This window comes from Arthrobacter saudimassiliensis (assembly GCF_059090665.1).
This window is the reverse complement of record NZ_JBNHFX010000001.1, coordinates 333,646-351,508: the sequence shown is the minus strand read 5'-3', so window position 1 is coordinate 351,508 and position 17,863 is coordinate 333,646. Positions and strand designations below refer to the sequence as shown.

Sequence of the window (17,863 nt, the reverse complement as noted above, 5' to 3'; positions counted from 1 at the left end):
CGCACCCGGGGCCTTGGCGGGGAGGAGCCGCAGCTTTCCACTCGGCGCCGACCCGTTGTCTAATGCTGGAAGTCCAACGCAAGGAGACCGATGATCCGGGCCCGTTTGTCCACCACGCTCGCCGCCGCAGGCACGGCAGCTGTCCTGCTGCTGGCCGGATGCAGCGATCCGGAGCCCGACGCCGGCCCCGCGCCCGAGCCGTCGCCCACCCTCGGAGGTTCCGTCGCCGTCGCCGAGGCCAACGACTTCACCTCCTTTAACCCGCAGTCAGTGTCCGGCAACAACGTGGCCAACGCCCGGATCGCCTACGCCACGCACTCCGGCTTCAACTATGTGGACAACAACCTGGACATCGTGAAGCTGGAGGACTTCGGGCGGTACGAAAAGACCTCCGACGACCCGCTGACCGTCAAGTACACCGTCAACGAGGGCGTGCAGTGGTCTGACGGCGAACCCGTCGACGCCGACGACATGATGCTCGCCTGGGCGGCCTTCTCCGGCTGGTTCGACGACGGCGGCACCCGGTACTTCGACTTCGCCGGATCCACCGAGGCCCTGGCCGCCACGGACCTGCCGGAAATCAGCGACGACAACCGCAGCATCACCCTGACCTGGTCCGAGCCCTACGCCGACTGGGAGACCGCGTTCGGTTCGCTCACCGACTGGGGCGGCATCGGCATGCCGGCGCACATCGTCGCGCGCGAAGCCGGGCTCGCCGACGACGAGGCCCTGACCCGGCTGATCCGCGAAACGCCGCGGGGGAGCGGGGAGGACGAGGAGCTGCGCGCCGTCGCCGATTTCTGGAATACCGGCTTCAGCGCCGACACGCTGCCCGCGGATCCCTCGCTGTACCTCTCCAACGGCCCGTTCATCGTGCAGTCCATGGCCGACGACGGCACGCTCACCCTGGTGCGCAACGACGACTACGACTGGGGCCCGGAACCGGCACTGGACGAAATCACCGTCCACTTCATTGCGGATCCGGCCGCCCAGGTGGAGGCGCTGCGCAGCGGCGAGGTGGACATCGTCTCCCCGCTGCCGGACAGCGGAACGGTGAGCGCCCTGCAGGCTCTGGACAACGTGACCGTGCAGCAGGGATACCAGCTCAGCTACGACCACCTGGACCTGAAGTTCAACGGCGTGTTCGCGGACCGCAGCGTGCGGGAGGCGTTCCTGCTGACCGTGCCGCGCACCGCGATCGTCGAGGCCGTGCTGGGCGGGCTCGACCCCGCCGCCCGCCCCCTGGACTCACAGGTGTTCCTGCCCGACCAGCCCGGCTACGAGGCCGCCGCCGCTGAGAACGGCTCCGACGAATTCGCTGAACCGGATCTGGACCGGGCCCGCGGGCTGCTCGACGGTGACACCCCCGAGGTGCGCATCCTGTACAACGCCGACAACCCGAACCGGGCCGAGGCCTTCCGGCTCATCGCCGGCTCCGCGGCGGAGGCCGGCTTCCAGGTGGTCGACGGCGGGCTGCCGGGGGACCGGTGGGCCCAGGCCCTGGAGGAGGGGGACTACGACGCCGCGCTCTTCGGCTGGACCTCCACCGGCGTCGGCACCGCCGCGGTCGCGCAGGTCTTCGGCAGCGGCTCGCCGTCGAACTACAACGGTTTCTCCAGCGCCGCCGCCGACGGGCTGATGGACGAGCTGCGGCTGACCGGCGACGCCGAGGAGCAGGAAGCGCTGCAGATCGAGATCGATGCGCTGATCTGGGAGGCACGCTACGGGCTCCCGCTGTTCCAGATGCCGGGCGTCGACGCCTTCGCCGACACCGTGCGGAACGTGGAGTACATGCCGAATGAGCTGGGGCCGTGGTGGAACCTCTGGAATTGGAACGTGTCGTCCTGATCTCATTTCGGGCTCCTGGGGAACCCCGTCCAGAGCCCGATGCGTTCGTCAAGAGTGCCGTAACAGGGCGTCACTTGGCGCTTTGTCGATGGAGTAGGCCGAATCGTTATGAGCATGCCCCGGTGGCTATAATTCCTAGCAAGGGGGCGCATAGTCTACGGGTTGGGCGGGTTCCCGGGAAGAGCCCATGCCAAAACATGCACCTCCCCGGGTCGCACGGGTCAGTCCCGAGGCTTATGCTTGTGTGCTTGTGAGTCGGCTCACCCCAGAAGGGCAGCCGAATTGGCCGGTTTTCAGACGCCGGCACCTACAGAATCTAGGAGGCGGAATGCGCTTCACACGCACTTCCAAACTGCTCAGCGTCGCGGCAGTGACCGCTCTGGCCCTGAGCGCCTGCGGCGGCGGCGGCGACGCTGAATCCGGCGCGGAGAACACCGCCGGGGGCGGCGCCATCATCACCGCCAACGGCACCGAGCCGCAGAACCCCCTGCTGCCCGCCAACACCAACGAGGTTGGCGGCGGCCGCATCATGGACCTGCTCTTCGAGGGCCTCGTGAGCTATGACGCCAACGGCGCCACGGTCAACGAACTGGCCGAGTCCATCGAGACCGAAGACTCGCAGACCTACACGATCAAGATCAAGGAAGGCCAGACCTTCACCAACGGCGAGGCGGTTACCGCCGAGTCCTTCGTGAACGCCTGGAACTTCGGCGCAGCCGCCAAGAACGCTCAGCTGAACTCCTACTTCTTCGAGCCGATCCAGGGCTACGAGGAGGTCAGCGCGGAGGGCGCCACCGTCGAGACCATGAGCGGCCTGGAGGTTGTCGATGAGACCACCTTCAAGGTCACCCTGAACCAGCCGGAGTCCGACTTCCCGCTGCGCCTGGGCTACACCGCCTACTTCCCGCTGCCCTCCGAGGCGCTGGAGGATCCGGCTGCCTTCGGTGAAAGCCCGGTCGGCAACGGCCCGTACATGCTCGCCGAGGAAGACGCCTGGCAGCACGAGGTCCAGATCGACCTGGTCGCCAACCCCGACTACGAGGGCACCCGCGAGCCGCAGAACGACGGCGTGACCTTCAAGTTCTACTCCTCCTTCGATTCCGCCTACGCGGATCTGCTGGCGGACAACCTGGACATCCTGGACACCATGCCCAACAGCGCGCTCCAGACGTTCAAGACCGACCTGGGCGAGGGCCGCTACTCCGAGAAGGCGTACGCGGGCAACCAGACCCTGACCCTGCCGACCTACATGGAGGAGTTCTCCGGCGAAGCCGGACAGCTGCGCCGCCAGGCCATCTCCATGGCGATCAACCGGGACGAGATCACCGATGTGATCTTCCAGGGCTCGCGCGAGCCGGCCGTTGACTTCACCGCTCCGGTGATCGACGGCTTCAGCGAGGAGATCCCCGGCAACGAGGTCCTCGAGTACAACCCGGAAAAGGCGAAGGAGCTGTGGGAGCAGGCCGAGGCCATCTCCCCGTGGCCCGCTGACCAGGCCCTGACCATCGGCTACAACGCCGACGCGAACCACAAGGAGTGGGTCGACGCCGTCGCCAACAGCCTGAAGAACACCCTGGGCATCAACGCCGAAGGCAAGCCGTACGCCACCTTCAAGGAGCTGCGCGCCGACGCCACCGCCAAGACCCTGACCGGCGCCATCCGCACCGGCTGGCAGGCGGACTACCCGTCGCTGTACAACTTCCTCGGCCCGATCTACGGCACCGGCGCCGGCTCGAACGACGCAGTCTACGAGAACCCCGAGTTCGACCAGCTGCTCAAGGACGGCCTGGCCGCCGGCACCCCCGAAGAGGGCGCCAAGGTCATGAACCAGGCGCAGGAAATCCTGCTGCAGGACCTGCCCGTGGTGCCGCTGTGGTACCAGGTGGCGCAGTCCGGCTGGAGCAGCGCCGTGGACAACGTGGAGACCGGCTGGAACGGCGTGCCGATCTACTACAACGTCACCAAGTAACCAGTTTCCATTTCGACGCGACCGGGGCCCGGCCAGGCGGCCGGGCCCCGGCCTGCATCAGGGTTTGACCCAAGAAATACAGGTTTGCAAATGCCAACAACGCACCCCCCCAAGCAGCCAGGAGGCCACCCCTAATGGCGCGCTATGTCCTCCGTCGCTTCCTGCAGATGATTCCGGTCTTCTTTGGGGCGACCTTCCTCGTCTACTTCCTGGTGTTCTCCCTCCCCGGAGACCCCATCGCGGCGCTGTTCGGTGACAAGCCTGTCAACGAAGCGGTCGCCGCCCAGCTGCGGGCCCAGTACAACCTGGACCAGCCGTTCATCGTGCAGTACCTGCTGTTCCTGAAGAACCTGGTCACCTTCGACCTCGGCACCGACTTCTCCGGCCGTCCCCTGGCGGATGTGCTCGCCCAGATCTTCCCCGTCACCGTCCGCCTGGCCGTGCTGGCCCTGCTGTTCGAAGCCGTCTTCGGCATCGTCTTCGGCCTGATCGCCGGCCTGCGCAAGGGCAAGTGGTTCGACGCCACCGTCCTGGTCGCCTCGCTGATCGTGATCGCAATCCCGGTCTTCGTCCTGGGCTTCCTGCTGCAGTTCGTCTTCGGCGTTCAATTGGCCTGGACCTCACCAACCGTCGGCGGAGACGCGAGCTGGGGCAACCTGATACTTCCGGCCTCCGTGCTCGGCCTGGCCTCGTTCGCCTATGTGCTGCGCCTGACGCGCACCTCCGTGATCGAGAACATGAACGCGGACTATGTCCGCACGGCCACCGCGAAGGGCCTGTCCCGCCCGCGCGTGGTCACCGTCCACATCCTCCGCAACTCCCTGATTCCGGTGGTCACCTTCCTCGGCGCCGACCTCGGCGCCCTGATGGGCGGCGCGATCGTCACCGAAGGCATCTTCAATGTCCCCGGCGTCGGCCAGAAGCTGTACCAGGCCGTCGTCCGCGGTGAGGGACCGACCATCGTTGCCATCGTGAGCGTGCTGGTCCTGGTCTACGTGATCGCGAACCTGCTCGTGGACCTCCTGTACGCCTGGCTTGATCCGAGGATCCGTTATGCATAAAGACACCGCCCCCTCCGACATCGAACACTTCGTGGCGCCGCTGGACGAGACTCCCGTCTCGGCCACTGACAGCGTCAAGGAGGACTCCCAGCCCCTGAGCCTGTGGGCCGAGGCCTGGCGGAACCTGCGCCGGCAGCCGCTGTTCATCATCTCCGCGGTCCTGATCCTGCTGGTGATTGCCGTAGCGGCGTTCCCCAACCTGTTCTCGTCCATCGACCCGTCCTCCGAGCAGTGCCTGCTCGCCAACTCCAACGGCGGCGCAGTCTCCGGGCATCCGCTCGGCTTCACCAACCAGGGCTGCGATGTGTACGCCCGCATCATCTACGGCGCCCGTGCCTCGGTCACCGTCGGGCTGCTGACCACCATCTGCGTGGTCATCCTCGGCGGCATCCTCGGCGCCCTCGCCGGCTACTACGGCGGCTGGCTGGACGCCGTCATCGCCCGCCTGGGCGACATCTTCTTCGCCCTGCCGCTGATCCTCGGCGCGATCATCATCATGCAGCTGCCGGCCTTCCGGGAGAACCGCAACGTGTGGACGGTCGTGGTCACCCTGGTGATCTTCGGCTGGCCGCAGATCGCCCGCATCACCCGCGGCGCCGTCATCTCGGTGCGCAACGCCGACTTCGTGGTGGCTTCCCAGGCACTCGGCGTCTCGCGCTTCAAGGCCCTGCTCAAGCACGTGATCCCGAACGCCATGGCGCCGGTGATCGTCATCGCCACGATCTCGCTGGGTACCTTCATCGTGGCCGAGGCCACCCTGTCGTTCCTGGGCATCGGCCTGCCGCCGAGCGTCATGTCCTGGGGCAATGACATCTCCTCCGCCCAGCCCTACCTCCGGGTCAACCCGGCGGCACTGCTGTGGCCGGCCGCGGCCCTGTCCCTGACCGTGCTGAGCTTCATCATGCTCGGCGACGCCGTCCGTGACGCCCTCGATCCGAAAGCGCGGAAACGATGACCGAAGCAAAGCAGGCAGCCGCTCCGCTGCTGGAAATCCGGGACCTGGCGATCACCTTCGCCACCTCCGGCGGCGACGTCAAAGCCGTCAAGAATGCCCACCTGTCCGTCATGCCGGGCGAGACCGTGGCGATCGTGGGGGAGTCCGGCTCGGGCAAGTCCACGACCGCCCTCGCGGCAATCGGCCTGCTGCCCGCCAACGGCAAGGTCAGCGGCGGGCAGATCCTGTTCGACGGCGAGGACATCACCAACGCCAGCGCCAAGCGGATCGTCGAGCTGCGCGGCAGCTCGATCGGCATGGTGCCGCAGGACCCGATGTCCAACCTGAACCCGGTCTGGAAGATCGGTTTCCAGGTCAAGGAGACGCTGCGCGCCAACGGGCTGCCGCACGCCCCCGCCGACGTGGCCAAGGTCCTGTCCCAGGCCGGGCTGCCCGACGCCGAGTCCCGTGCCCGCCAGTACCCGCACGAGTTCTCCGGCGGCATGCGCCAGCGCGCCCTGATCGCCATCGGCCTGTCCTGCCGCCCGCGCCTGCTCATCGCCGATGAGCCGACGTCGGCGCTGGACGTGACCGTGCAGCGGCAGATCCTGGACCACCTGGAGACGCTGACCACCGAGCTGGGCACCGCCGTGCTGCTGATCACCCACGACCTGGGCCTGGCCGCCGAGCGCGCCCAGAAGGTGGTGGTGATGTACAAGGGCCAGGTGGTGGAGTCCGGCCCGGCGCTGGAGATCCTCACCAACCCCCAGCATCCCTACACCCGCAAGCTGGTCGAATCCGCGCCGTCGCTGGCGTCCAAGCGGATCGACACGGCCAAGGCGATGGGCATCGAGTCCGAGGAACTGCTCACCTCCGAGGTGGATGCGGCGAAGGCCGACGATGTCATCGAGGTGCGGAACCTGACCAAGGTCTTCAAGCTCCGCAAGGGCCTGGGCCGGTCGGTGGACTTCACCGCCGTCGACGACGTTTCCTTCAGCATCAAGCGCGGGACGACGACGGCGGTGGTCGGCGAGTCCGGTTCCGGCAAGTCCACGGTGGCCCGGATGGTCTTGAACCTGGAAACGCCCACCTCGGGCAGCATCCTGTTCAACGGCACGGACATGACGACGCTGGACAAGAAGCGGCTGTTCGAGTTCCGCCGCCGGGTCCAGCCGATCTTCCAGGACCCGTACGGCTCGCTGGATCCGATGTACAACATCTTCCGCACCATCGAGGAGCCGCTGCGCGTCCACGGCATCGGCGACGCCAAGAGCCGGGAGAAGAAGGTCCGGGAGCTGCTCGACCAGGTGGCGCTGCCGTCGTCGGCCATGCGCCGGTTCCCGAACGAGCTGTCCGGCGGCCAGCGCCAGCGCGTGGCGATTGCGCGCGCCCTGGCCCTGGATCCGGAGGTCGTGATCTGTGACGAGGCGGTCTCCGCCCTCGACGTGCTGGTGCAGGCCCAGATCCTGAACCTGCTCGCCGAGCTGCAGGCCGAGCTGGGCCTGAGCTACCTGTTCATCACCCACGACCTGGCCGTGGTGCGGCAGATCGCGGACAACGTCTGCGTGATGCAGAAGGGCCGCGTGGTCGAGACCGGCACGACGGACGACGTGTTCGACGCCCCGCAGCAGGGGTACACCAAGGCGCTGCTGGCCGCCATTCCCGGCGCCGGCCTGATGCTGCCGCCCGAGGTGGCCTAGCCGCTGGAAGTAAAAGCCGGACGCTGACGGGCGTCGTTGCGGGCGCGGAGGAGACCGAGTACGGTAGCCTCCGCGCCCTCGGCATATCCGCCGTCGGGTGGCTCCGTTAGGTGCGCTGGACGCTGGGTACTACAATGGCAGGGTGCCTGCTGACGGCGGGTACCGGCGGGCAGCTGTGCCGGCCGCCGCGCAGGGCACCATGGCGCAGGCGCCGCAGCTGGCAGCGGTCACGGCATATGGCCGGGCCGCCCGGCGCCTTTCGAATGAACCTCTAGGAATTGAGTCCTCACGCATGTCAGAAACCAACACGGCTGTTAACAGCGCGGTGCGAAGCGATCTTCGCAACGTCGCGATCGTGGCCCACGTCGACCACGGCAAGACGACGCTCGTCGACGCGATGCTGAAACAGACCAACTCGTTCGCCGCCCACGGCGAGGTCGAAGAACGCGTGATGGACTCCGGGGACCTCGAACGCGAAAAGGGGATTACGATCCTCGCCAAGAACACCACGGTGTTCTACAACGGCCCCGCCTCCAACGGCGAGACCATCACCATCAACGTCATCGACACCCCCGGCCACGCCGACTTCGGCGGTGAGGTCGAGCGCGGCCTGTCGATGGTCGACGGCGTCGTCCTGCTCGTGGACGCCTCCGAGGGTCCGCTGCCGCAGACCCGCTTCGTGCTGCGCAAGGCGCTGGCGGCCAAGCTGCCCGTGGTGCTGCTGGTCAACAAGACCGACCGCCCCGACGCCCGCATTGACGAAGTCGTCGGCGAAGCCATGGACCTGCTGCTGGGCCTGGCCAGCGACCTGGCCGACGAGGTGCCGGACCTGGACCTGGATTCGGTCCTCAACGTGCCGGTCGTCTACGCCGCCGCCCGTGTCGGTGCAGCCTCGCTGGAGCAGCCGGCCGACGGCTCCGCGCCGGCCAACGACAACCTGGAGCCGCTGTTCCAGACCATCATCGAGCACATCCCGGCGCCGACCTACGACCCGAACGGGGTTCTGCAGGCGCACGTGACCAACCTTGATGCCTCGCCGTTCCTGGGCCGCCTGGCCCTGCTGCGTATCTTCAACGGCACGCTGCGCAAGGGCCAGCAGGTCGCCTGGGCCCGCCACGACGGGACCATGAAGACGGTCAAGATCACCGAGCTGCTGGCCACCAAGGCCCTTGAGCGCGTGCCGGCCGAGTCCGCCGGACCGGGCGAGATCGTCGCCGTCGCCGGCATCGAGGACATCACCATCGGTGAGACCCTGACCGACATCGATGATCCGCGGCCGCTGCCGCTGATTACCGTGGACGATCCCGCGATCTCCATGACCATCGGCATCAACACCTCGCCGCTGGCCGGCAAGGTCAAGGGCGCCAAGGTCACTGCCCGGCAGGTCAAGGACCGCCTGGACAAGGAACTGATCGGCAACGTGTCCCTGCGCGTGCTGCCTACCGAGCGTCCCGATGCGTGGGAGGTGCAGGGCCGCGGCGAGCTGGCGCTGGCCATCCTCGTCGAGCAGATGCGCCGCGAAGGCTTCGAGCTGACCGTCGGCAAGCCGCAGGTGGTCACCAAGACCATCGACGGCAAGCTGCACGAGCCGATCGAGCAGATGACCATCGACGTACCCGAGGAATACCTCGGCGCGGTCACCCAGCTGATGGCGGCCCGCAAGGGCCGGATGACCAACATGTCCAACCACGGCACCGGCTGGGTGCGCATGGAGTTCACCGTTCCGGCGCGTGGCCTCATCGGCTTCCGGACCCGGTTCCTGACGGAAACCCGCGGTTCCGGCATCGCGTCCTCCTACGCCGGCGGCTACGAGCCGTGGGCCGGCCCGATCGAGTACCGCACCAACGGCTCGATGGTCGCGGACCGCGCCGGCGTCGTCACCCCCTTCGCCATGATCAACCTGCAGGAGCGCGGTTCCTTCTTCGTGGAGCCGACCTCCGAGGTTTACGAGGGCATGATCGTGGGCGAGAACTCGCGCGCCGACGATATGGACGTGAACATCACCAAGGAAAAGAAGCTCACCAACATGCGTGCGGCTTCCTCGGACAGCTTCGAGAACCTCACCCCGCCGCGCAAGCTCACGCTTGAGGAGTCCCTCGAGTTTGCCCGCGAGGACGAGTGCGTCGAGGTCACTCCGGAGGCCATCCGCATCCGCAAGGTTGTGCTTGACGCCAACGAGCGCCTGAAGGCTGCTCGGGCCCGGGCGAAGGCATAACAACGGCCATGGAGCAGAACAGCCGGGAGGGCACGCTGCGGCGGGCCCTCCCGGTCTCCGTGCTGTTGGGGCTGGTGGCTGCGGTGATCGGGACTGCGCTGCACGGCAGGATCCTCTACCAGGAGGACGGGATGTCCGGGCTGCCGCTCGGTGCGTTCGCCGCCCTGGTGCTGAGCGGTGCCGCTGCGGTGTTTGCCGGGGTGCTCTACCGGCGGCCCGTGATGAGCGCTGTGACCGGTGCGGTGACGTACCTTGTCCTGGGCGCGTTCTCCATGGACATTCTCGGCGGTCCGCTGATCGTCACCGGCACTTCTTCCGACCAGACGCTTCCGATTACGGTGGCCGGGCAGATCTGGCTCTTCGGCCAGGCAGCGGCGACGCTGGCTGCCGTGGTGATCAGCGTGATGGTCCTGGGCCGCCAGCGCCGGGCTGACGCCCGCAACACCGCCGCGGCGGGCCATGCGGTCCAGTGGCCACCGGCGGGCGGTCATCCGGCCCAGGAGCATCCGACTCCCTAAACGCCGACCGGTGTGAGGCAACTCCGACCGGTGTGACGCCGCTGCCGCCACTTGTCAGTGACCGGCCAGCTGAACCGTCGAGTCCTTCGGGACCCGGCGGTTCAGCTGTTTAAGGGGCATCGGGCGCACCCGATTCAGCTTGTACAGCCGCTGGTTATGGTGTTCCGACACCTCTAGCCGGGCAGTGCGGGCGGTGTGGAGGTGTAGGTGTGTCCGGTCGGGGTCGTGATGAGCGTTTCGTGGGGGCTGGGCGTCGAAGGGCCGGGTGGGGCGGTGGGTTCGGATGCCGACTGTCCGATGGGTGCCGCCTGATCGGGTGGTTCCGCGCGGGGCGGGGTTCGGTGGGTGGGGGTTGTGGTGGTGGTCGTGACGGTGGTTGTGGTGGTCCAGCCGGGTGCCTGTTTGGCGTAGTTGCAGTTTTCGCAGAGGCCCTGGCCGTTGAACGCTGCAGTGCTGCCGCCTCGTGCGTGGGGTGTCGCGTGGTCGATGTGGCGGATGGGTGCCCCGCACCAGGGGGTGCGGCAGTGCTGATCGCGGGTGGTGATGAAGCGGGCAAGACCGGGTGGAAAGGCGCGGGCGCGGGAGTCCATGGCGATCAGTTCCCCGGTCCCGGGGGCGGTGTAGAGCCGACGCAGGGTCAGGTCCGGGGGCCGCTGCCCCGGCGCCGCCTGCCCCGAACCTGCGCCTGCACCGAGGCCTGTCCCCATGCCTGTACCGGCGCCTGTTCCGGCGCAGGCACCGGTATCCGTCCCTGCGCCGGTGAGGGCGCGGTTGATGAGGTCTCGGGCCCAGGGGGCGGGTACGGTGTCGTATCCGTGCAGCAGGGCCGGTTCGTTGTTTCCGTGGAGCAGGGTGCGGTCGGTGATGACCAGCTGCACTTCCAGCCGGGGCGGTTGAGCCGGGTCGCGGCCGGTGATGCGTTCGATGAGCGTGTCCGCCATGACCTGGCCCCGGCTGCGAGGCTGTCCGCCGGCACCCGCCGAGCCGCCCGCACCGGTACCGGCGGCGCCTGTTGTGCGGGCGGTGTCGGCGGCCCGGGAGAGAGCGGCGTAGACGGCGACGCCTTGGGCGACGGGCAGCAGGGCGGTGAGCCAGCACATGGTGTCCGGTGCCGGGCGCAGGGAGACGTAGCGTTCGGCCTCGGCTTTGCGTGACCGGTTCACCACCGATCGCGGGTCCAGCCGGTAGGTGTGGCGGCGCAGCTGCCCGATGAGCTGCCGGTCTCCGAGGCGTTCGATCTCGTCCAGGTTCCCGGCGACCAGGCGGTCCACCTCGGCCCGGTCAGCGGGATCGAGGCAGGCGGTCTCGCGGGCGATCAGCGTGGCCCGCCACTCACTGATCCGCCCCGCAGCCAGCCCGGCGAGCGTGCAGGGCAGCTCCTTGACCAGGGCTTTGGCCAATCCGAGGTGCCGTCCGCCGCGGGCGGGGCAGTCCCGGCGTGCCAGCGCGACCTGCGCTCCCACGCCCCGGCCCAGCTGACCGCGCGGGACCCCTGCTGCTTCCTGCGCCCGCCGCTGCGAGATATCCAGCCGAACCGTTGCCAGCGCCTGTCCGGCGGCGGCGGAGGCCTTCAAGTCCTCCAGTCCGCGCAGCACATCCACCAGCACCACGTCAGGAACCGAGACCCGGCCCAGCACCTCGATCAGCTCCGCCACCGCGGTTCCGGCCGCCCCCACCAACTCCGCAACCTTCGACGGCACCCCAACACCCGGACCGACCGAGTCGCCCCGGCCCACACCCTGGGACGGCAGCCACGAGGAGTCGCCCCCGCCCCCAACCCCGGCCCCGGAGCCGGTACCAGCACCCGTGATGGAACCGCCACCTGCACCCCTACCGGAGCCAGCAGGGGCAGGGCTCAAGGGGCTTTCGGTACCGGCCCCGGTACCGGCGCTGATACTGGCCGATGAGGCCGCCCGCATACTGTTTCCCTCGAACATGTGTTCGAATCTATGTTCCCAAAATGAGGGTCACAAGGGCAGTGGAAAGCGCTCGGTAGGTAGCCGACTGCGCGTTCCAGGTAAGTCACCGGCAGGTGCTCATCAGGCTCTCCACAGTCCCGATCCGAGACGGAAGGGCGGGGCCTATCCGGCCGAGCGGGGACGACGGCGGGGAAGTGGCGGAGGAACTCTCCGGGCCGCCGCAACCGCTGCCATCGGAATGACCACCTCACCACGGCGGGTGGCGATGGTGGTGCTGTCGCCATCTGCATGGGTCAACTGGCCCACGGCATCCGTGAACCCGCCTTCGATGCGGTACCTGACGACGACCCGGGAGCCGGCAGGAAGAGACAACAGCAGCTCCCGGGCGACGCTTCCTCCCATGGGCCGGAAGCTGTCAGAACCAGGCACGTCGTTCGCCCCGTCGCCGTCCGCCCCAACGCCGCGGACCGCCCCACCCTCGCCTTCGGCAGGCCAATCATCTTGAGTCTCAGGCACCGGACCATGGTACGCCCGCGGGTCCGGGCTGGGAGATAATGGGTCCTGACCACTAACGTGGGAGATGGGCGCCCCGTCCGGGCGATCGCAGATCAGGAAGGCAAGGGCAGTGACGTACGTAATTGCGCAGCCATGCGTGGATGTCAAAGACAAGGCATGTATCGAGGAATGCCCGGTCGACTGCATCTACGAGGGTGAACGCTCCCTCTACATCCACCCCGACGAGTGCGTCGACTGCGGCGCCTGTGAACCGGTCTGCCCCGTCGAAGCCATCTACTACGAGGACGACGTGCCCGAGGAGTGGGCCGACTACTACAAGGCCAACGTCGAGTTCTTCGATGACCTGGGTTCGCCCGGTGGAGCGGCCAAGGTCGGCAACACGCACAAGGACCACCCGATCATCGCCGTCCTGCCGCCGCAGAACCAGGACGGATGAGCGCCTCTGAGGCCCCGGGCTTCGGCCTGGACCTGCCCGAGTACCCCTGGGAGGCCATGGCGCCGTACGCCCGCCGGGCCGCGGAGCACCCCGACGGGGCGGTCAACCTGTCCATCGGCACCCCGGTGGACCCGACGCCGGAGCCCATCCGGGCGGCGCTCACTGCAGCCGCCGACGCTCCCGGCTACCCGACGACGCACGGCACCGCCGCCCTCCGGGAAGCGATCGCCGGCTGGTATGCCCGGCGCCGCGGCACCCCCGGCCTGGACCCTGCGGACATCCTGCCCACTGTCGGGTCCAAGGAGCTGGTCGCCTGGCTGCCGCTGCTGCTGGGACTGGGCCCGGGCGACGTCGTCGTCCGCCCGGTCGTCGCCTACCCCACCTATGACATCGGCGCCCGGCTCGCCGGCGCCGAGGCCGTCGCGGCCGACAGCCTCGACGACCTGGACCCCGCAGTCCGCGCCCGCGTGCGCCTGGTCTGGGTGAACTCGCCCGCCAACCCCACCGGAGCGGTCCGCAGCGCCGAATCGCTGCGCGCCCTGGTGGACTCGGCGCGCGCCCAGGGCGCCGTCGTCGCCTCCGATGAGTGCTATGCCGAACTCGGCTGGGGCGAGTGGGACGAGTCCCGCGGCGGGCCGCGTGTCCCCGGCGTGCTGGAACCCGCGGTCAGCGGCGGGGACCTGTCCCTGCTGTTGTCGGTGTACTCGCTCAGCAAGCAGTCCAACCTCGCCGGCTACCGGGCCGCCTTCACCGCCGGCGACGGCGCGCTGATCGCCTCCCTGGTGAACAGCCGCAAGCACGCCGGAATGATTGTCCCGGCCCCCGTGCAGGCTGCCATGCAGGCCGCGCTCGACGACGACGCGCACGTGCAGACGCAGAAGGACCTGTACCGGGCACGCCGAGAGATCCTGGTGCCCGCGCTGGAGGCTTTCGGCCTGCGGATCTCCGACTCCGAGGCCGGCCTGTACCTGTGGACCACCGCCGGTGAGGACACCTGGACCACCATCAAGCGGCTCGCCGAGCTGGGCATCGTCGCCGGGCCCGGCGTCTTCTACGGAGAGGCAGGGGCAGGTTACGTCCGCATCGCCCTCACCGCGGACGACGACGGCGTGGCCGCCGCAGCCCGCCGGCTCACCAACGCATCAGGCAGCTGAACGCCATGTTGCGCTTGGACAACAACCCGGCCGCTGATTAGTGGCCTGCGCTACTAAGCAGGTAGCGTTTTATCGAAACAGTTGGAGCGGAAACCGGTCTGCCGCCCGCCCGAGCGGGAACAGCGGCAGGGGTCCGTACACTCCAGAAGGAGACATAATTGACTGAGCGAGCAAGCGCGCGGCTTCTCTATGGGGAGGGCCCGGAGGACGGACTCGAGCTTCCCCGGATCGCCGCCGCCGAGGGCAATGACGGCCTGGACGTTTCCAAGCTGCTGAAGCAGACCGGCACCGTCACCTACGACCCCGGCTTCATGAACACGGCCGCGACGTCGTCGGCGATCACCTACATTGACGGCGACGAGGGAATCCTGCGCTACCGCGGCTACCCGATCGAGCAGCTGGCCAAGCACTCGAACTTCCTCGAGGTGTCCTACCTGCTGATCTACGGGGAACTGCCCACCGCCGCGGAACTGGAGTCGTTCGACCAGCGGATCCGCCGCCACACCCTGCTGCACGAGGACCTGAAGGGCTTCTTCGGCGGGTTCCCGCGCGACGCGCATCCGATGCCGGTGCTCTCCTCCGCGGTCAGCGCCCTGTCCACGTTCTACCAGGACGCACTGGATCCGTTCGATGAGGAGCAGGTGGAGCTGTCCACCATCCGCCTGATGGCGAAGCTGCCCGTCATCGCCGCCTACGCGCACAAGAAGAGCATCGGCCAGCCGCTGCTCTACCCGGACAACTCGCTGAACCTCGTCGAGAACTTCATGCGCCTGTCCTTCGGCTTCCCGGCCGAGCCGTATGAGATCGACCCCGAGCTGGTCAAGGCCCTGGACCTGCTGCTGATCCTGCACGCAGACCACGAGCAGAACTGCTCGACCTCGACCGTGCGCCTGGTCGGCAGCGCCAACGCGAACCTGTTCGCCTCCGTCTCCGCCGGCATCAACGCCCTCTTCGGCCCCGCCCACGGCGGCGCGAACGAAGCGGTGCTGAAGATGCTGCGCCAGATCCAGGCCGAGGGCATCAAGCCCGAGGACTACATGGAGAAGGTCAAGAACAAGGAGGACGGCGTCCGCCTCATGGGCTTCGGCCACCGGGTCTACAAGAACTACGACCCGCGCGCCAAGATCGTGAAGGCCACCGCGCACGACGTGCTGGCCAAGCTCGGCGGCAACGACGAACTGCTGGACATTGCCATGCGCCTGGAGGAGAAGGCCCTGGCCGACGATTACTTCATCGAGCGCAAGCTGTACCCGAACGTCGACTTCTACACGGGCCTGATCTACAAGGCCATGGGCTTCCCGGAGAAGATGTTCACGGTCCTCTTCGCCATCGGCCGCCTGCCGGGCTGGATCGCCCAGTGGCGCGAAATGATGAAGGACCCGCAGACGAAGATCGGCCGTCCGCGCCAGCTCTACATCGGTGCCCCGGCCCGCGACTACCCGCTCGGCTAAGAGCCCGGCGTCGGCCGGTTCACCGGCCCGCCACACGGAAAGGACCCCCGGACAGTGTCCGGGGGTCCTTTCCGTATCTGCGGCAGCCGTGCCGCGCGGCGCCGGGTGCACGCACCCGGGCCGACGCCGGCCGGCTAGGCGCCCGCGTAGCCCTGGGGGTTCTGTTCCTGCCAGCGCCAGTGGTCGCGGCACATGTCGTCGAGGCTGTGCTTGGCGCTCCAGCCCAGGTCACGCTGCGCGGCGGTCGCGTCGGCGTAGCTGACGGCGGCGTCGCCCGGCCGGCGATCGGTGAACTCATAGGGGATCTCCTGCCCGGCGGCCTTGGAGAACGCCGCCAGCACCTCCAGCACCGATGAGCCGTTGCCGGTGCCCAGGTTCCACCGGTACACCCCGGCCTGGCCGCTGACGTAGTCGAGGGCGGCCAGATGCCCGGCCGCGAGGTCCACCACGTGGATGTAGTCGCGCACGCCGGTGCCGTCCGGGGTGGAGTAGTCGTTTCCGAAGACCATGACTTTCTCCCGGCGTCCGACGGCGACCTGCGCGACGAACGGCAGCAGGTTGTTCGGCACGCCCGTGGGGTCTTCGCCGATACGGCCGGACTCGTGGGCGCCCACCGGGTTGAAGTAGCGCAGCAGGGCCACGCGCCAGCGGCCGTCGGCGGTGCCGAGGTCGGAGAGGATGTCCTCGATCTGCTCCTTGGTGCGCCCGTACGGGTTCACCGCGTCCATGGGCATGTCCTCGGTCAGCGGGACCTGCTCCGAGGCGCCGTAAACGGTGGCGGAGGAGCTGAAGACGATGGTGCGGACATCGTGGCGGTCCATGCACTGCAGCAGGTTCAGCGTGCCGACCACGTTGTTGGTGTAGTAGTAGAGCGGCTTGGCGACCGACTCGCCCACGGCCTTGAGCCCGGCGAAGTGGATGACGGCCTCGGGCCGGGACTGGGCAAAGGAGGCTTCGAGCGCCTGCTCATCCAGAAGGTCGGCCTTGATGAAAACCAGGGACCGCCCGGAAAGCTCCTGGACCCGCCGCAGAGACTCCTCGCTGGAGTTGGCCAGATTGTCCAGGACGGTCACGTCGTGCCCGGCCTCCAGGAGCGCCAGGGTCGTGTGGGAGCCGATGTACCCGGCGCCGCCGGTGACTAGAATTCGCATGGTTTCAGCGTAACCGACCCGCCGCCGTCGTCGCCGCTGTCAGCGCCGCCCCCGGCCCGGCTGCCGCCGCCGGACCCCCGGGACCGGGGCTACTGCCCGGGCTCGGGGGCGGCGACCCCCGCCACGGCGATGGCCACCTCCGAGGCGGAGGCGTCCGTCGGTTCCCAGGTGCCCGCGCCGCGCCGCCACTGCTGTCCGTCAAAGGACACGGACTCGATGGACAGGGCCGCGGCGTTGGCGACCGCCCACTGCGCAACGGACCAGCCGAAGGCTCCCTCGGCCTCCACCAGCAGCACGGAGCCGAACACTTCCGCGGTCACCGGACCGTAGGCCGCCGTCGCCGCATCAAGGACGGCATCGGGATTGCCGACGGCGGCGGCCGGGCCGAGCACGCAGCTCAACGCCGCGGGGGAGTGGCCGGTCAGGGCGGAGGCGAAGGCCCTGCCCTCGGACTCGTGGTCCGCATACGCGTCGGGATAGGCGGAGCGCTGGACCTCCTGCGCGGCGACCGTGATCGGCAGTTCCGTGTAACCGGGAACCTCCACGAGCGCGTTGTAGAAGGCGTTGGCGGCGTAGTACGGGTCCATCACCTGCTCGGGGGTGCCCCAGCCGCTGGAGGGACGCTGCTGAAACAGGCCGCGCGAATCGGGGCCCGCCTGGTCCCCGTAGTCCAGGTTCCGCAGCGAGGATTCCTGGATCGCGGTGGCTATGGCGATCGACGCCGCCCGTGGGGGCAGGCCGCGCTGGACTGAGACGGCCGCGATCAGCGCCGCATATTCGGTCTGCGCGGGGGAGAAGGACCAGCCGGCGCCGTCGACGGTGGCGGTGCACCGCTCGCGTACCGGGACCGCGCGGTCCCGGCCTTCGCCCAGCGAGGCCAGGGCCCAGACGCCGGCCGTGACCAGCGCCAGCACCAGGGCGCCGACGAGCAGGCGGCGGCGCCGAAACACCGCTGCCTGCCCGCCGGCCATTGCCCGGTACCGGATCCGTG

The 17,863-nt window shown here is 68.5% G+C and carries 14 protein-coding genes; 10 read left to right on the top strand and 4 right to left on the bottom strand.

All coding sequences use genetic code 11. From position 1 onward, the window contains the following. Positions 1-90 precede the first annotated feature (90 nt). The 7 genes from AC5RV6_RS01545 (at position 91) to AC5RV6_RS01515 (ending at position 10,245) form a co-directional block, all read left to right on the top strand. Positions 91-1,848, top strand: coding sequence for an ABC transporter family substrate-binding protein (locus AC5RV6_RS01545; RefSeq protein WP_494005528.1), 1,758 nt, complete (start codon positions 91-93; stop codon positions 1,846-1,848). A gap of 328 nt (positions 1,849-2,176) precedes the next feature. Continuing rightward, complete coding sequence (locus AC5RV6_RS01540) at positions 2,177-3,817, top strand: peptide ABC transporter substrate-binding protein (RefSeq protein ID WP_494005527.1); 1,641 nt, start codon at positions 2,177-2,179, stop codon at positions 3,815-3,817. A gap of 134 nt (positions 3,818-3,951) precedes the next feature. After that, the gene (locus AC5RV6_RS01535; protein ID WP_494005526.1) at positions 3,952-4,878 is read left to right on the top strand and encodes an ABC transporter permease; all 927 of its coding nucleotides are present in this window, start codon (positions 3,952-3,954) and stop codon (positions 4,876-4,878) included. Further along, a complete protein-coding gene (locus AC5RV6_RS01530; protein ID WP_494005525.1) occupies positions 4,871-5,833 on the top strand; it encodes an ABC transporter permease in 963 nt (320 codons plus the stop codon). Before AC5RV6_RS01535 ends, AC5RV6_RS01530 begins: the two co-directional genes overlap by 8 nt. Beyond that, positions 5,830-7,512 carry an ABC transporter ATP-binding protein gene (locus tag AC5RV6_RS01525; RefSeq protein ID WP_494005524.1) on the top strand — a complete coding sequence of 561 codons (1,683 nt, stop codon included), beginning with the start codon at positions 5,830-5,832 and terminating at the stop codon, positions 7,510-7,512. Before AC5RV6_RS01530 ends, AC5RV6_RS01525 begins: the two co-directional genes overlap by 4 nt. A 292-nt stretch (positions 7,513-7,804) precedes the next feature. Then, a complete protein-coding gene (gene typA, locus AC5RV6_RS01520; RefSeq protein ID WP_494005523.1) occupies positions 7,805-9,727 on the top strand; it encodes a translational GTPase TypA in 1,923 nt (640 codons plus the stop codon). Positions 9,728-9,735: 8 nt separating this feature from the next. Beyond that, positions 9,736-10,245: a hypothetical protein gene (locus AC5RV6_RS01515; RefSeq protein WP_494005522.1), complete on the top strand. Its 510-nt coding sequence runs from the start codon at positions 9,736-9,738 to the stop codon at positions 10,243-10,245. A gap of 173 nt (positions 10,246-10,418) precedes the next feature. On the opposite strand, the gene AC5RV6_RS01510 is transcribed toward AC5RV6_RS01515, so the two are convergent. Both AC5RV6_RS01510 and AC5RV6_RS01505 read right to left on the bottom strand, forming a co-directional pair. Then, a complete protein-coding gene (locus AC5RV6_RS01510) occupies positions 10,419-11,921 on the bottom strand; it encodes an HNH endonuclease (protein WP_494006597.1) in 1,503 nt (500 codons plus the stop codon). Between the two features lie 405 nt (positions 11,922-12,326). Beyond that, positions 12,327-12,566: a putative acetyltransferase gene (locus AC5RV6_RS01505; protein WP_494005521.1), complete on the bottom strand. Its 240-nt coding sequence runs from the start codon at positions 12,564-12,566 to the stop codon at positions 12,327-12,329. 223 nt (positions 12,567-12,789) lie between these two features. On the opposite strand from AC5RV6_RS01505, the gene fdxA reads away from it, so the two are divergent. From fdxA to AC5RV6_RS01490, 3 genes are all read left to right on the top strand, one after another. Beyond that, on the top strand, positions 12,790-13,116 hold the full coding sequence (gene fdxA, locus AC5RV6_RS01500; protein WP_494005520.1) for a ferredoxin: 327 nt from the start codon (positions 12,790-12,792) through the stop codon (positions 13,114-13,116). After that, positions 13,113-14,270: a succinyldiaminopimelate transaminase gene (dapC, locus tag AC5RV6_RS01495; protein ID WP_494005519.1), complete on the top strand. Its 1,158-nt coding sequence runs from the start codon at positions 13,113-13,115 to the stop codon at positions 14,268-14,270. The genes fdxA and dapC overlap by 4 nt, the downstream gene beginning before the upstream one ends. A 158-nt stretch (positions 14,271-14,428) precedes the next feature. Further along, positions 14,429-15,721, top strand: a complete 1,293-nt coding sequence (locus AC5RV6_RS01490; RefSeq protein ID WP_494005518.1) for a citrate synthase — start codon at positions 14,429-14,431, stop codon at positions 15,719-15,721. 134 nt (positions 15,722-15,855) lie between these two features. On the opposite strand, the gene galE is transcribed toward AC5RV6_RS01490, so the two are convergent. Together galE and AC5RV6_RS01480 are read right to left on the bottom strand one after the other, a co-directional pair. Next, positions 15,856-16,872, bottom strand: a complete 1,017-nt coding sequence (gene galE, locus AC5RV6_RS01485; protein ID WP_494005517.1) for a UDP-glucose 4-epimerase GalE — start codon at positions 16,870-16,872, stop codon at positions 15,856-15,858. A gap of 89 nt (positions 16,873-16,961) precedes the next feature. Beyond that, positions 16,962-17,843 carry a hypothetical protein gene (locus AC5RV6_RS01480; RefSeq protein WP_494005516.1) on the bottom strand — a complete coding sequence of 294 codons (882 nt, stop codon included), beginning with the start codon at positions 17,841-17,843 and terminating at the stop codon, positions 16,962-16,964. Between the last annotated feature and the right edge of the window lie 20 nt (positions 17,844-17,863).